The organism is Photorhabdus akhurstii (genome assembly GCF_019090985.1).
GTDB lineage: Bacteria > Pseudomonadota > Gammaproteobacteria > Enterobacterales > Enterobacteriaceae > Photorhabdus > Photorhabdus akhurstii.
Genome location: NZ_CP020335.1, coordinates 4,079,077 through 4,092,299, shown reverse-complemented (window position 1 = coordinate 4,092,299; position 13,223 = coordinate 4,079,077). Strand labels below are relative to the sequence as shown.

Annotated in this window: 19 protein-coding genes; 7 read left to right on the top strand and 12 right to left on the bottom strand. The window is 40.7% G+C overall.

Annotated elements, in window-relative coordinates; genetic code table 11:
* Positions 1-359: 359 nt before the first annotated feature.
* Positions 360-650, bottom strand: coding sequence for a type V toxin-antitoxin system endoribonuclease antitoxin GhoS (gene ghoS / locus B0X70_RS17415; protein ID WP_217469945.1), 291 nt, complete (start codon positions 648-650; stop codon positions 360-362).
* Between the two features lie 181 nt (positions 651-831).
* Between ghoS and B0X70_RS17410 the strand changes: the two genes are divergently transcribed.
* Both B0X70_RS17410 and B0X70_RS17405 read left to right on the top strand, forming a co-directional pair.
* Positions 832-1,041, top strand: coding sequence for a DUF551 domain-containing protein (locus B0X70_RS17410; RefSeq protein ID WP_217469943.1), 210 nt, complete (start codon positions 832-834; stop codon positions 1,039-1,041).
* A complete protein-coding gene (locus tag B0X70_RS17405; RefSeq protein WP_217469942.1) occupies positions 1,042-1,248 on the top strand; it encodes a hypothetical protein in 207 nt (68 codons plus the stop codon).
* Between the two features lie 86 nt (positions 1,249-1,334).
* Here the strand turns inward: B0X70_RS17405 and tnpA are convergent, their stop codons facing one another.
* Positions 1,335-1,763, bottom strand: a complete 429-nt coding sequence (tnpA, locus tag B0X70_RS17400; protein WP_040154654.1) for an IS200/IS605 family transposase — start codon at positions 1,761-1,763, stop codon at positions 1,335-1,337.
* Positions 1,764-1,901: 138 nt separating this feature from the next.
* Between tnpA and B0X70_RS17395 the strand changes: the two genes are divergently transcribed.
* Positions 1,902-2,369: a terminase small subunit gene (locus B0X70_RS17395; RefSeq protein ID WP_217471808.1), complete on the top strand. Its 468-nt coding sequence runs from the start codon at positions 1,902-1,904 to the stop codon at positions 2,367-2,369.
* Positions 2,370-2,485: 116 nt separating this feature from the next.
* Here the strand turns inward: B0X70_RS17395 and B0X70_RS17390 are convergent, their stop codons facing one another.
* The 8 genes from B0X70_RS17390 to B0X70_RS17355 form a co-directional block, all read right to left on the bottom strand.
* Complete coding sequence (locus B0X70_RS17390) at positions 2,486-2,854, bottom strand: Mor transcription activator family protein (protein ID WP_217469940.1); 369 nt, start codon at positions 2,852-2,854, stop codon at positions 2,486-2,488.
* Entirely contained in the window at positions 2,838-3,275 is a 438-nt protein-coding gene (locus B0X70_RS17385; protein WP_217469939.1) for a gp16 family protein, read from the bottom strand. Before B0X70_RS17385 ends, B0X70_RS17390 begins: the two co-directional genes overlap by 17 nt.
* 97 nt (positions 3,276-3,372) lie before the next feature.
* Complete coding sequence (locus B0X70_RS17380; protein WP_040153038.1) at positions 3,373-3,564, bottom strand: hypothetical protein; 192 nt, start codon at positions 3,562-3,564, stop codon at positions 3,373-3,375.
* Positions 3,565-4,176: 612 nt separating this feature from the next.
* On the bottom strand, positions 4,177-5,349 hold the full coding sequence (locus B0X70_RS17375) for an ExeA family protein (protein ID WP_217469938.1): 1,173 nt from the start codon (positions 5,347-5,349) through the stop codon (positions 4,177-4,179).
* A gap of 238 nt (positions 5,350-5,587) precedes the next feature.
* Positions 5,588-7,372 carry a DDE-type integrase/transposase/recombinase gene (locus B0X70_RS17370; RefSeq protein WP_217469937.1) on the bottom strand — a complete coding sequence of 595 codons (1,785 nt, stop codon included), beginning with the start codon at positions 7,370-7,372 and terminating at the stop codon, positions 5,588-5,590.
* A 53-nt stretch (positions 7,373-7,425) separates the two neighbouring features.
* Positions 7,426-8,382 (bottom strand): hypothetical protein, encoded by a 957-nt coding sequence (locus B0X70_RS17365; protein WP_036777233.1) that lies wholly within the window; start codon positions 8,380-8,382, stop codon positions 7,426-7,428.
* A gap of 19 nt (positions 8,383-8,401) precedes the next feature.
* Positions 8,402-8,710: a helix-turn-helix domain-containing protein gene (locus B0X70_RS17360; protein ID WP_217469936.1), complete on the bottom strand. Its 309-nt coding sequence runs from the start codon at positions 8,708-8,710 to the stop codon at positions 8,402-8,404.
* 66 nt (positions 8,711-8,776) lie between these two features.
* Positions 8,777-8,965, bottom strand: a complete 189-nt coding sequence (locus B0X70_RS17355) for a BcepMu_gp16 family phage-derived protein (RefSeq protein ID WP_036777229.1) — start codon at positions 8,963-8,965, stop codon at positions 8,777-8,779.
* A 90-nt stretch (positions 8,966-9,055) separates the two neighbouring features.
* On the opposite strand from B0X70_RS17355, the gene B0X70_RS17350 reads away from it, so the two are divergent.
* Complete coding sequence (locus B0X70_RS17350; protein ID WP_082301050.1) at positions 9,056-9,472, top strand: helix-turn-helix domain-containing protein; 417 nt, start codon at positions 9,056-9,058, stop codon at positions 9,470-9,472.
* Between the two features lie 18 nt (positions 9,473-9,490).
* Positions 9,491-10,027 carry a hypothetical protein gene (locus tag B0X70_RS17345; RefSeq protein ID WP_217469935.1) on the top strand — a complete coding sequence of 179 codons (537 nt, stop codon included), beginning with the start codon at positions 9,491-9,493 and terminating at the stop codon, positions 10,025-10,027.
* Between the two features lie 152 nt (positions 10,028-10,179).
* On the opposite strand, the gene B0X70_RS17340 is transcribed toward B0X70_RS17345, so the two are convergent.
* The gene (locus tag B0X70_RS17340) at positions 10,180-11,211 is read right to left on the bottom strand and encodes an IS630 family transposase (protein ID WP_217469783.1); all 1,032 of its coding nucleotides are present in this window, start codon (positions 11,209-11,211) and stop codon (positions 10,180-10,182) included.
* A 154-nt stretch (positions 11,212-11,365) separates the two neighbouring features.
* On the opposite strand from B0X70_RS17340, the gene B0X70_RS17335 reads away from it, so the two are divergent.
* Complete coding sequence (locus B0X70_RS17335; protein ID WP_105397952.1) at positions 11,366-11,803, top strand: hypothetical protein; 438 nt, start codon at positions 11,366-11,368, stop codon at positions 11,801-11,803.
* 47 nt (positions 11,804-11,850) lie between these two features.
* On the opposite strand, the gene B0X70_RS17330 is transcribed toward B0X70_RS17335, so the two are convergent.
* Positions 11,851-12,621 carry a DNA adenine methylase gene (locus B0X70_RS17330; protein ID WP_217469934.1) on the bottom strand — a complete coding sequence of 257 codons (771 nt, stop codon included), beginning with the start codon at positions 12,619-12,621 and terminating at the stop codon, positions 11,851-11,853.
* A 250-nt stretch (positions 12,622-12,871) separates the two neighbouring features.
* Here B0X70_RS17330 and B0X70_RS17325 point away from each other — a divergent pair, with 250 nt between their 5' ends.
* Positions 12,872-13,222, top strand: coding sequence for a putative holin (locus B0X70_RS17325; RefSeq protein WP_217469933.1), 351 nt, complete (start codon positions 12,872-12,874; stop codon positions 13,220-13,222).
* Position 13,223 lies beyond the last annotated feature (1 nt).

Genomic DNA, 13,223 nt, shown 5'->3' with positions numbered 1-13,223 from the left:
GCCATCAGTTAACGCTGGTGGTTTTTATATCCGTAATACTCCAGCAATACGAGTAGTAACTAATTCAGAGCATTCTGCTAATAGAGTAACTTGATAATAGTTATTCAATCCGTAACGGTATTTAAAGTGCCGGGGATTTATCAAACTGGAAATGGTTCAGAGAAGGCTTAATAATGAAATTTGGAGATTTATCACCTGAATCACAGGTAGCAGCACGTGAAGTATTAGCAGATATGCTGAGGATGAAGTACCAGCAATTATCTGATTTACCTCATAGTACAGCGAGACTTTTAGGCCGCCGAGTGAGAGAGTCGTTTGTGGCCTTGGAGAGTGAAGAGTCTAGAGCTGAATGTAACGAATCATTTTGAAGCGTAAAGTGAAGAAGACCATTCACCGGTTTGGAATTTACAAACGAATAAAGAGGGATCTTTACTGGATAACGGTTTTGCTACTGATTTCACCTTACTGTTTATCTGGCTAGGTGATAATGAAGATGTACCAAAATATGTGCCACTAGGCAAATCGTAAGACTTACCGTTTGAATATTTTATGGACTTATGAAAACCAATTGCCAACATTTTTTTATGTAATGCCTCATAGTCACTATAATCGGCATCATATATTTCAACCCGGACTAGGTAATTAGCCATTCTTATTACTCCTTATTTGACTGCATAATGATCAAAATATCAATTTTTTTGACTGTTGAAAGCAAGAAACCCGCGTTGCTTGAGTGGGTTAACAAAGCTGGAATAGATTGCAGTAGTTATTCAATAAATGGCTATGGAAAGGTACAATGTTCACTCATTAATCAGATTAAAGGCGAGGAAAATGAACTGGATATCAGTAGATGAATGTGTACCAAAAAGTTCTTATCTGTTTGAAAGATTTATTGTTGCAACTGATAAAGGTATAGCAATCCATGATGTTATAAACGGTTTTTCCGGTGTAATTGTAAGTGGTAATGTTCAGTATTCGGGATATACCATTACGCATTGGATGCCATTACCAGCACCACCGACAGTTGAGAAGGATGATTGAATGAGAAAGTATGATTTATTAGATGCAGTAGGTATGGCTAATGAAGACGCAAGTCATGAAGTAGTAACCAGTGATAATGGTATCAGTATCATGTGGAAATGGGGTGACAAAACCTATAGCCATATCATTACAGAAGATAAAATTATGCTTGATGATGTTGTGTTAGTTGAATTGTTCCAGTGCACTATTGCAATGAGCAAGATGTAAAATCTGACTCAACAACCACCGACTAAAGTCGGTGGGTTAGTGATTAACGGACTGAAAGTCCGGATACGCATCGGCTGAACGATGCGTCAATTGTCCATCCTGAAGTTATCATCCGGGTTTGGTTCAAAATGATGCTCCAGATAAGCCTTTATCATCTCTTCCGTTAACTGACCCACCGTCGCACAAAAATAGCCTCTGCCCCAAAAATGCTGACCCCAGTAGCGTTTCTTTAGATGCGAAAACTCTTCAAACAACTTACTCGCTGTCCTTCCCTTCAGTCTCCTCATGATTTCTGAGGGAGATAATGTCGGGGGACTACTCACCAGTATGTGAACATGATCTTTGCTCACGACCCCTTTTAATATCCTGATTTCAAATGCTTCACATGTCTGACGAACTAACTCGCGCACCCGTATTGCTACTTCACCTATCAGCACTTTGTGCCTGTATTTCGTTACCCACACAAAATGGTATTCAATCTGAAATACTGTGTGACTACCGTATCTGTAATCCATGTTGCACCTCCCATGCAACACAGTATCTCAGCTAAAGCTGACCGACTAAAGTCGGTGGTTTTAACCTTTCATATGGAAGAATAAATAGACATAGATGACCGCCTTAAACTGGCGGTTTTTTTATTTTAAGGAAATGAGATGACAAAACCGGACTGGAGCGCGCTTCAGAAACGGTTCCTGTCCGAATACGCTAAAACTGGCATATCACCACGTGAGTGGTGTAAAGCGCAGGGACTAAACTACGCTAGTGCCCGTCGATACATTAAAAAACCTGCTGCGCAAAAAACTGCGCAATCGAAAGTGCGCAATATTGCGCGAAAGCAGAAATCACCTACGCAAGAGAAAAGTGCGAATGCGCAAATTGCGCAGAATAATGACAAAGAAAACTTGGGGATACTTAAACCACAGCATGAGAGCTTTGCTCAGAATATTGCGCAAGGCATGCCGCAGAAAGAGGCGGCTATCTGCGCGGGTTATGCACCAAACAACGCCGAATCACAGGCTAGTGTGATGTTCAAGCGGCCTGACATTCGACGGCGCATAATGATCATAAGTAAGATATTTGAAAAGAAACCGAAAGATAATTATGGGAAAAACTTGGACTAAGTGGGAAGTTATGGAGATTCAATTGTAAATCCTTTTCAGTATTTGAAAGGCAGACCGAACGAGAATCATGCTTAGTCTGCCACCTGATTTTACTAAGCTCAATTAGTTTGACCTGCCTATTCAGACTCGTTATCGAATAACTTACCTTGCAGGCGATCCAGTTCCTCCTTTCGAATACGTTTCACTACGCTGTAAATCCATTGAATAGAAACACCAAACTTACGAGCCAGGTCATGATGATTTTTACCGTTAAATTCGTTGAAAATCTCACGATCACGGAGGCTGACTTTCCAAACCATGCCCATAGGAAAATAGACATTCTGACCGCCCCAAACCTGCATCATATGGTTCGCAACAGCTTCACCAATTTGTTCGGCTAACTCAGGCTCAACATGGATTATTTCACTGACCGTGCAGGCTATATGCTGTGCCAGTTCGACCAGCAACTCAGGACCTTTGCTACGAAAGTTATTCACACCATTCATACTTTTTCCTCGTGACGCGGTTCTGCCACTTCTTCAGTTTTTCAATAATGCTGCTGGCTTGGTCTGAATCTAACCACTGTAAACCATCAATATTCGTTTCACGCTTAATCCAGTGAGCTAAGGCTTGTTTAGAACCATTACGAACAATACCTATAGATGCCATTTCCAGCCACAATGCACGTATCTTCTTTGATTGGGGATGACTATCTAATGGACGTGATGTTTTGGATTTCCTAAAGGATTTAATCTTAAAACCGCGCTTTTTCATAGCTTCCAAAACGCGAGTTAACTGCGGGATATCCATTTCCTGCGTAGAGGTTTTTCCGGTTTCTGAAAGTAACATCTGGCGATACGTATCCTCGTCTAGTTTTAGATCACTACGTGCAATATGAATAAGCTGAATAAGTTTCTGTTTTGCCATCTTATTCATCCTCTGCTATGTACTCTTGAATTAAGTAAACCAGAATAGCCAGTATTAACTTGATACTACTGAACTTGGCTTTTCGGTATAAGGCGTTTTATCCATGTGTGGTCTCCAATGGCTGTAAATCCCATGTTGACACAGATACACCGTATTGCTGACTGCAATGTGGACAAACCAAGATTAAATCAACAACCCACTCACCAAATTCAGGAGTCTGAATAACCTTGGCTTGTTTTAAGTTCATTTTTTCAACAGGTTGTTTGCAGTGATTACATGTTATTTTCATAAGTATGTTCCTTACTTAATTTTCTGTTCAAATAGGATAATTGAAAAATTTTCTTTACCTGAATTAATTGATATTTCATTAATATCTTTTACAACAGCTTTATTTACAGAGTTATGGGGTGCAGGAAGCCGCTGCAGCTTTAAACATAATTTTTCTTTTTGCCATGTTTAATTACCTGTTACTTAATAAATGTGTTTATTAATACCAATATGTTTGCTTCTTTCCTTCAATAAGGAAACCTTGTTTTTAACGTGGACCGAAAATCAAATGCCGGACTTAATATTTCCAAGACTTCCATTTCTTTGTTTATGGTATGTTCCATTCTTGCTGCAACCAACTTGAAACCAATAAAACCAGAAATTATCCGAATATGTGTTTCTATTTTTACGACCATAACCTGGCAGCCCATCTACTTCCTTGATATAGGCGGCAATAAACATCATACCGCCCAATGATTATTGGGCAACCTTGCGGGTTGATATCGATTCGGCTGACAGTGAATCTTTGTGTTGATAGTTTATTAATTGCATATTTAACTTGTAATAAGGCAGTTTTAATATGAATATTGTTAATATTAATTGTTAAGTAGAACTTTTTCTTATAATGATATCTTTAGCTAACACTGCGAATAATATTGGCATCAACCATAGGTATCTCATTAATTGCAGCCATGTTCATAGCTGCAATAATCAAGTTTCCGATAGCTAATGGATATAATAAACTAACAGTTTCTTTACCGCTATGCCGACTAAGACATAAACGGTCACGGATAGCACCAATAGCGCTATTATCTAAAATCTTGTTAGTCTTCATGCCTACGCGACCAAATTTAAAATCCAGAAATGTTTCTAGATAATCATTAAGAGGAAATAAATTAACAACTTCACAACGTTGTACTACTTCACGAACCTCTTGATTACGTTCAGATAGTTTCAATTCCAGTTCAGGCTGACCAATCAAAATGATCGATAACAGTTTTTTAAATCCATCTTCCAGTTCAAAGAATCGTTTAAGGTGTTTTAATGTCGGTAAAGGCAACGAGTGTGCTTCTTCTATTATTAACACATGTTGATAGCCAGCCCGTGAACTGTCTTTCAATATCTTGTGCAACTGGCGGAAGCGTGCTTCAGGCGATCGTTTCAAGTTTTCCAATGGCGCTAAGGTATTCACAATAGCTTCAGCAATGTTTGATGCTTTCAAGGTCTTACCTTTTACATCATTGTCTTCCATTGCTAATACATAGGGTTCAATAACAATAACGGGGGTATTTTCCCTGTTAATACGGTCAATAAGATCACGACGCAGTGTCGTTTTACCTGAACCCGATTCCCCTGATACTGCCAGAAAACCACCATAGCGGGCTGTTTGATACATGGCTTCTCGTACATAACGGCTATCTGGAGTCACAAAAACATCTTCAGCACTTTGAATTGCACTATCTTCAAATGGATCACGAAATAAACCAAAGTGCTTTTTCGTAGCTGGAAATAACACTTGTTTTTTTAGTAACATGTTTTCCTCCTCAGAAATGAGGGTTGTATTTTTATTATCGATATAGATATCTGATTTATTGGTTGTTTGTACCACCTCAAAACTTTTTGTGGTATCGATACCTCTTTTTGCCAAGAAATCAGTAATACGCTGACGAATTGCATCTGCGTTCTGTCGTGGCCATATATTGTGATTAACAATTTGAGCCAACGCCGCCGCTGAAATTCCTGCCGCACTTGCTGCTGCACTTTGTGTTAACTGATGTACCTGTAACTGCTGTTTAAACACCAGCATAATAATCCCCCGTTAAGCGGCTATTTTTATTTCTGCATATGCCATTGATAATAAGAGATAGCAACATCATTCCCTGGCAAAATATCCTTTATATTTCTTACGTTATGATGAGTTTCACGAAAACAAACTGGATCACTTTTATAAATAAACCTCAGTTGTATTTTGAGTTGTCAGTGAAAGCAGTGGATCATGAACTTTAATTGCCATTTTTCTTTTCCTTAATATACAGCATGAAAAACTAATTACCGTTAACAATATTACGTACAACAGTTGTTGATTGCCCCATGAATTCATCAACCAACTCATCAATTTGATCTGTTGGAACACCATTAGGAAAGCGTTTAACTATTTGCTGATAAAATTCACCACGCCATGTCTTACCATGTAATTGAAACCGTTCACGTAAAATTTTGACAACATCAACCGGGTTCATAAGCTGTTCAATTCGTGGACTATGTACCGTAGAGGCTTGTCCACGTTTTGGCATATACGTTGGTGCATCATTACGTTCAATATCCAAATATGGATCAAACCGACCATTGAGGGGAAGTGTTTTCAATTTACGTGCTATTTCAGTTTCAGCCGTGTTGTTTGTCCCCATGATTTTCTGTTCAACTTCGGCTAAATTACATTGTGCAATTGTTTGAGGAATGGCTTGGAATTCACTACCAATTACAGGTGCGCCGATGGCAAAGCCGTACTCATCTTTAGTGACTTCATTAACAAGATGGAAAGCCTCAAAGCCATCTTCACCAGTAATGACTACCTGTGCCTCTTCGTCACGCCACGGATTGCGGGTGATCATGATAGAATCACCAACACTCACGCTAGGAACAGTACTGACGTCATACTCACGTCCCCTGAAAGATACTCGCAAGGTTGCCTGTATTTTACGGCTTTCTGGGGTGCTAATTGCCAATTCACGACAAATGTTAATGGCAGGTGCTTTTACTAACTGTTCTGCTGTGATTTTTAGCCAGCAATCTGTACGGGTTTGTCCATGTCGGCTATGTATTGCACTGCGATTAAACTTCATACGCCATAGCCGTGCCAGGCGGTTAAGTTCATCAATATCATCAACCTGTCGAAAGCGTAAACCAGATTCGAAATTGCGTTCGATGATGTCACGTGCTTTTTCAACAGACCCCGTAGCACGGGCGTTACGGGCCTTGTGTTGTATCATTTGAATGCCTAGGGCCTTACACAAGTTACGTAGTGTAGGTGCTGTCAAAGCAGAACCGGGGTCAGTAAATAAAATTTGGGGTACACCGTGTAATACATCTGCGTCACCACGATCTTGCATTGCGTTAATCAACACAGAAGTAAAATTCTGACTGGTTTCACCGCCAAATAAGTATTCAACATATATCCAGCCACTTGTGTGATCTGTTAATTCAAACGACCAGACGCGATCATTAATGATACGAGCCAGATTTTTCGGCTTATTTTTATTAAATTCAGCCACAGGCATCATGCGTAATCCACTGTCAACCCCATTGTTTTTATTAGGGTTTTTTAGGTAATACAACACACAAATTGAGGCGTCTAATTCCCAGACATGATTGGGATGCAGGCTAGCCAATTGTAGGCTGGGCGCAGGCATTTTCAACTGTTCAGGATGAAGTTTGTACTGGCGTAATGCACGACTAATAGCGTCAATGGATAACGGAGAAAATTCACCTGTTTCGGTATCAATATGGCCTGCATTAATCAGGCCATTTGAACGCAGATCATTAACGGCCTGCTCGAGGCTATATAACCGTTTCCCTGTATTACGAGTGGCCTCCATCAATACCCCTGAGATCAAAGTTGCTTCTTCACGTGTCAGCGCGCTATTACCTGCATCAGAACGTTTCTTGCGTGGCTTTTTGCCAGAAACTTCACCAAGTTTTTTAATCAATGTTGAACGTGACATACACAGCTCTTCACAAGCCGCCCGATATATTGCTTCTTTACTGCCATGTCCGGCTTTATGTGCTGCCTGTGCAATAGAAACTAATCGTTCGGTCATTGTGGTATTCATGTTATTGCCCTTATTTCTTCAATTTCTTTTCAAGCATTTTTTTCAATTCAGATTTATTCATGTGCCTCTTCCTTATCCATCCATTCTGGTCGTTCGAATCTTTCCTCTTCTGCTTCCGCACCTTCTTTAGCCCAATCAGGAACAATGCTGTGTTCTCTGTACTCAGGCAGATTAAAGTGATTACGTAGGTTACGAATTTTGACTTCAAGGTCATCGAGTACGCCTGCCATAAACCCAACATGACTAATATCGGTGCGTGTGGTATGGTCATTAAGCGTTTCAAATCCATTGAAAAGATTGGTGATAGCGGCATCAATAGCAAAAGACAATGAATTAACCTCTTGTGTCAAAGCTGCACCTTCTTCTTCCGGTTTTTCATGATTGATTCGGCGCTGAAGTTTGTGCTGGATTTCAGATTTCTCCTCAATCAAACTACTAACAAGTTCCTTTTTTTCTTGTACCGTCTGACGTGAAATATCCAGATCAGCACGTGTATCACGCAGGGCTTTACGTAGTTCGCGGACAGACATGCGATCAATATCATCTAATGTCAGACCAGCTACAGTGCCACCTTCAGCCAATTCAGACAGTTCATCATCGTCTTCAAGCATCAATTCATACAGTTTGGAACGTCCCAAAAGCGAAAACGTTTTCGCTTTTGTTTCTAATCCAGGTGAAAGAAATTTGAGTGCAGCTTGTGCCATTTTTTGGGCAATACGGGGTTCCAGACCGAGTTGATCCTTAACGATGTTAACAAACTCGCCATGAGGTTCATTCTCTTTAAGAATAATGAGGCGCTTCCCAGCTTCTAACATCGCTTCAGCACTCTGAGCCATGTAGAAACGGGTTTCATGGACGATGCGATCACGTTCATACGGCAAACCATCACCAAACTGTTCCATGATTTGCAGACGGTGTGTTGTCATAGCGTTGAGATTGACCTGTAGATCGTCGGCAAGTTGAACATCTTCGGCCAGTTTTACTGATGTTGTATTTTTTGAGCGTGCCATTATATAAATCCCCTGTTAATTAATTTCTGCTATCCGCTAGAACGCGCTGATTCATTTCTGTAATTCTGGCTTGAGTGTTAGCCATTTCATTAGAAAACGATTGTGCTATTTGCAGTAATTGCATACCTGGTGCATATCTGCCGCTACTCAGTTTTTGCGCCAGCCCTTCTTCTATTAATGTATTTAGTGCACGATTAATATTTGCGGGATATTCCCCCAGTAATTCCGCTAATTCACCATTACTCAGCCCAGACAAGGAATGACCACGTAGAGCCTTAAGAACCCGTAATATGCGCGTACCAGAACTGGAAACGTTAATTTTGCGCATGTCACACTCTCCCTTTTCAATATGTGATAATCTGTTACATAAAGTGATAAAATAGTTAGGCTAAATTTAAATGCCTAAACTTGGCGTTTTCAAACCTAGCTTTACAGCTATTTCATGGGCCTTTCCGTAATTAGCTTTGGATTGTCCATTAAGAACTCGGTATACAGCTTCGCGGGAATACCCGTTCTCCTGTGCCCATTGGGTAATAGTGATGCCGTGTTGATGAAAGCGGCTTTTAATTTTCTCGGGTGTCATGCTATGGCCTCCGGTAATGCAATGATGTTTGTACAATACATGACATTATTGTCCCATTAATGGGACTTGTAAAGGGTTTTGGTGACAAAAATGTCTCTTGGTGAGAGATTAAAAAAAGAGCGTGAGCGATTGGGGTTTAGTCAGTCCGATTTCGCAGAGATGGTTGGCGCATCAAGAAAATCACAGATAAGGTGGGAAAAAGACGAATCTGCACCAGGGGCTGATGCTATAAGCCTTTGGGCAAAAGCTGGTCTTGATGTGTTGTACCTAATAACAGGGCAAGTTCAACAGTCAGCCTCTACCATTTACAAAAACAGTGAGATAGATACAGAATTACTGGGAAAAATTGTTCATAAACTAGATTCGATGGCACAACAGGCTAATCGCCGCTGGACGCCCGATGAACTCGTCCTGCAATCATCAAAAATATATAACTTTTTAATTAAAGAGTCGGTTGTCGATGACAGTAGAATTGACAGAGTATTAAAGCTAGTTGTTAATCATTAAAAAAAGTAAAGGATTTGCATGAACAGAAGAGATGAAGAATTACAAACATTAGCAGAACAAGTTTTTGATAGCCTTAAACAACTTCCCCAAGATGGGCAGGAACGACAAATAACCATCAGCGTTGGTGGCAACAATCATGGTTCTATTCATGTAGGTTCAGTCGTCAATATTAACCCCATGCCATCTCGCCCGCGTGAGCTTCATGAAAGGGATAGTCGGGAGTTACTTGCTATAAAACGAGAACTACTTATAAAAAATAAAGATGCTAAATGGCGTTATTACATAAATACACCTTGCCTGCTATTACTTAGCCTCGTGCTTATAGCATTCACGTTTGCCCTATGGAACGCTTATATGATGTTTTTCGGTGGAGGATTTACTAATGTATTGGTACTTAATGATAAGTCATTGATAATCTTTATTTCTTGGGTCGTGTTGATAACGCTTTGTGGAAAAAAAATGGACAAGCACAGGAAGATAGAAAATAGAATAATAGATGAAAATCAGAATGTTATTGATACCATAGATGTCATCTTACAACGTAGAAGTTCTTAAAAATATAGTTATTTTCTATTTCATATAAGGGTATGGACTGTGCGTAACTTATTAATTCCCACAAATGCCAAACTTCCCAATGATTATATAGCTAATGGAAATAATTGTTTTCTTGATATAGAGGATAACGAAACAGTTTTATCTATACCCGCTTAACTTGAAGATGCAGGATTCAAAACTTGGAAGTTGTCATTAATACGGCACGACAGGTTCCCGGCAAGTTCCGGTAATATTTCCGTAAAAAAGCGATGTATTGCCTGCCTGAACAAGGCCGTCGAGGCGAAATAATGGTTATTTCTGACCTGTTCATTCATCACCTTCCACAGCCTTTCTATCGGGTTCAGATTCGGGCTGTATGGCGGTAAATAATGAAGGTCGATATTCATTACATAAGCCCAGTCTTTTACCAGCCTACTCCGGTGGTAACCGGCTCCGTCAAGGATAATATGAATCTTCTGACTGACCGGATAGGTTTCACGCAGGGCAATGAAAAACTCGGCGATGTGATAACTGTCGATACGGTCATATTCGCGCACCACCGTTTGACTGATATCGGCCAGATTCAGGGCCCCCATCAGGTTCAGACGGGTATGGCTGCCCGTTGTTTTCACCGTAGTTTTCTGGCCTTTGCGCATCCAACCATAAGCGAGTTTTGTCCCCTGTGTGGGATGGACGCCATCAATGAACAGGATAGGCTCATGGTCTCCGGCTTCCTGCTTCAGTTTCCCGTAGGCTTCCATAAAGGCCCGTTGCTGTTCCGCATTGAATTTGTGTGGTACGCCGGTCGGTTTTTTATAGCTGAAGCCATTGTGGTGCAGCCATTTATTCATGCCGGGAACGGTGTAACTGATATCCCACCTCTCTTCGACAAGACGGGTAACCGCCTGTGTGGTGGGCAGAAGATTGGCGGTCAGATAAGCGATAAGTTCCTGAGTCTGTGTTTCGCTGAGATAGCTCTGAGAGCCGCCATTTTCAGGCTTGATTTTGCGGTGATTAAGGTAATCGCTGATATGACGATTAACGGTCGTTTCATGAAGACGCAGGGCCTGAGCGATCATGACTGAACTCCAGCCCTCAGAGGCCAGCAGGACCGCTTTGATGCGATCACACTCTCTCTTATCACGGCAGGTGTGATGGAGGTGTTCAAGTTCGGCCTTTTGTTCATCGGTAATGAATATTTTCATGACTGATACCATGAGCTTCATTTGGGCGAAAATCAAGCAGTTTCAATAATTACGGGTATATATCTATATCAGCTTGCCAATCTGTTTGTTTAGATCAACAGAATGTACCTAGTGGAACGTTGAAATTGAAAATTTAGAAACAAATAGGATATTTATGTCTACTACAAACATAGAAAAGTTTAATGAAATTGTAGGTATTATATTTGGGAAGCTATATGAGTCATTTCCTTTAAAGATAGATCTTTTATCTATAGAGGTAATCGGTGAACCCCTTCAATATTCTGATGGAATATACTCTGACGAACTTTGTATTACAGTAGAAGATCATAGATTCTTTCTGGATACAGTGGATTGGCTTATGACAAATGGTTACTTGGCAGGGACTATGAGCTCAGCAGGTTGTCATAGAGCCGTATTAACTGCTGAGGGTTTAGAAGTTCTCAAAGCAATCCCTGATAGCTTAGAAACCCCATTAGGTGATCGCATTAAGGAAACATTGAAGACTGAAAGTAAAGAAGCGTTAAGGTCTTTAGTGAGCCAAACTCTCGGAATAGGCTTACAGTTTGTATCCCGTTCTATTGGCTTAGGTTAAAGGTAAAAAATGGCAAAGCAAATATATTGCCTTGCCATTCTCGGTTATTAGAAATTACAAATAATCAGCTCTTTACTCTGTTTAGCTTTCCCCGTAACTTTCAAGTTGTAACCGATATTGACTACTTGCGTTTTCAATCCTTTGAATGCCTTACGCATTTCTGGAATATCGTTCACCGAAATTACCATTTCCCCTCGAATGGTATGTGCTAGTTCTGCTAATAGATCATAGTTCTCAAGTCCGAAATCTATGCCATATCCTTCGGTACCCCAATACGGCGGATCACAGTAAAACAGCGTATGTGGCCTGTCGTACCGTTGGACGCATTGTGCCCAGCTCATATTTTCAATGATCGTTCTTGCCAGTCGCAGGTGGGCCATTGATAGCTCTTCTTCTATTCTGAGTAAATTAAATCGCGGTGGGCTGGTGGTGGAAGTACCGAAAGTATGTTCAGCAACCTTGCCGCTAAACGCCTGCTTTTGGAGATAGTAGAAACGTGCTGCTCTCTGAATATCGGTTAGCGTTTCTTCGGGGGTCATCTGCAACCATTTATAAATTTGGCGACTGACCAATGCCCATTTAAATTGCCGGACAAACTCTTCCAAATGATGTTTTATCACGCGATAAAGATTCACCAACTCACCATTAAGATCATTAATCACTTCACATTTGCTCGGTACTTTTAGGAAATACAGCGCGGCAGCACCACAGAACGGTTCGACATAACAGGTATGCTCAGGAAATAACGGTAAAATATGTTTTGCTAATCGGCGTTTACCACCAATCCACGGAACGATAGGTAAAGATTGTTCTTTCATTATCCGTAAGCCTTTTCCATTAGTTGAAAATGAGTTCGGCTTTCCCGGTCATCAATAATCAATAACTGAAAGAGCCTCGGTTGACTCACAGTACATACCTGTGAGTTGATAGCCTACCCAGTATTCGAGTGTTAGGCAGGTCGCTCTTATCCTGTCTTTTACTTTTCTGATGCGCTCTTAACGCCCTTTAAAATCCTTTTCCCGATAAATTGGCAAAACTGTTTCCATCAACGACTACGGAGATAGTTCAGTGGAAACTTTCAAATCGTTTGTATCACTTATCAAAAAATTACGCCTCGGTGGCTGGTTGTTAACAGCTGTTCTATTGCTGATCACTATCGGTTTAGTTTCCCCTCAACAAGTCCCTGTTGTGATCTACAAATTGTCGCTTATTGCTCTGTCTGTTGTCTTGGGGTACTGGCTTGACCGCAGTTTATTCCCGAAAGCAAGGCCCGGTCAGTATCTGAAATATGATGAAATACTCATGAAAGAAGGAAAATACCCCGTTCAGGCTAGCTACCATATGGTGTTTGCAGCCGTTCTGATACGCCGTGCACTGATTGTTGCCGCCACCTGTCTGAGCGTAGCTACAGGGTTGTGAT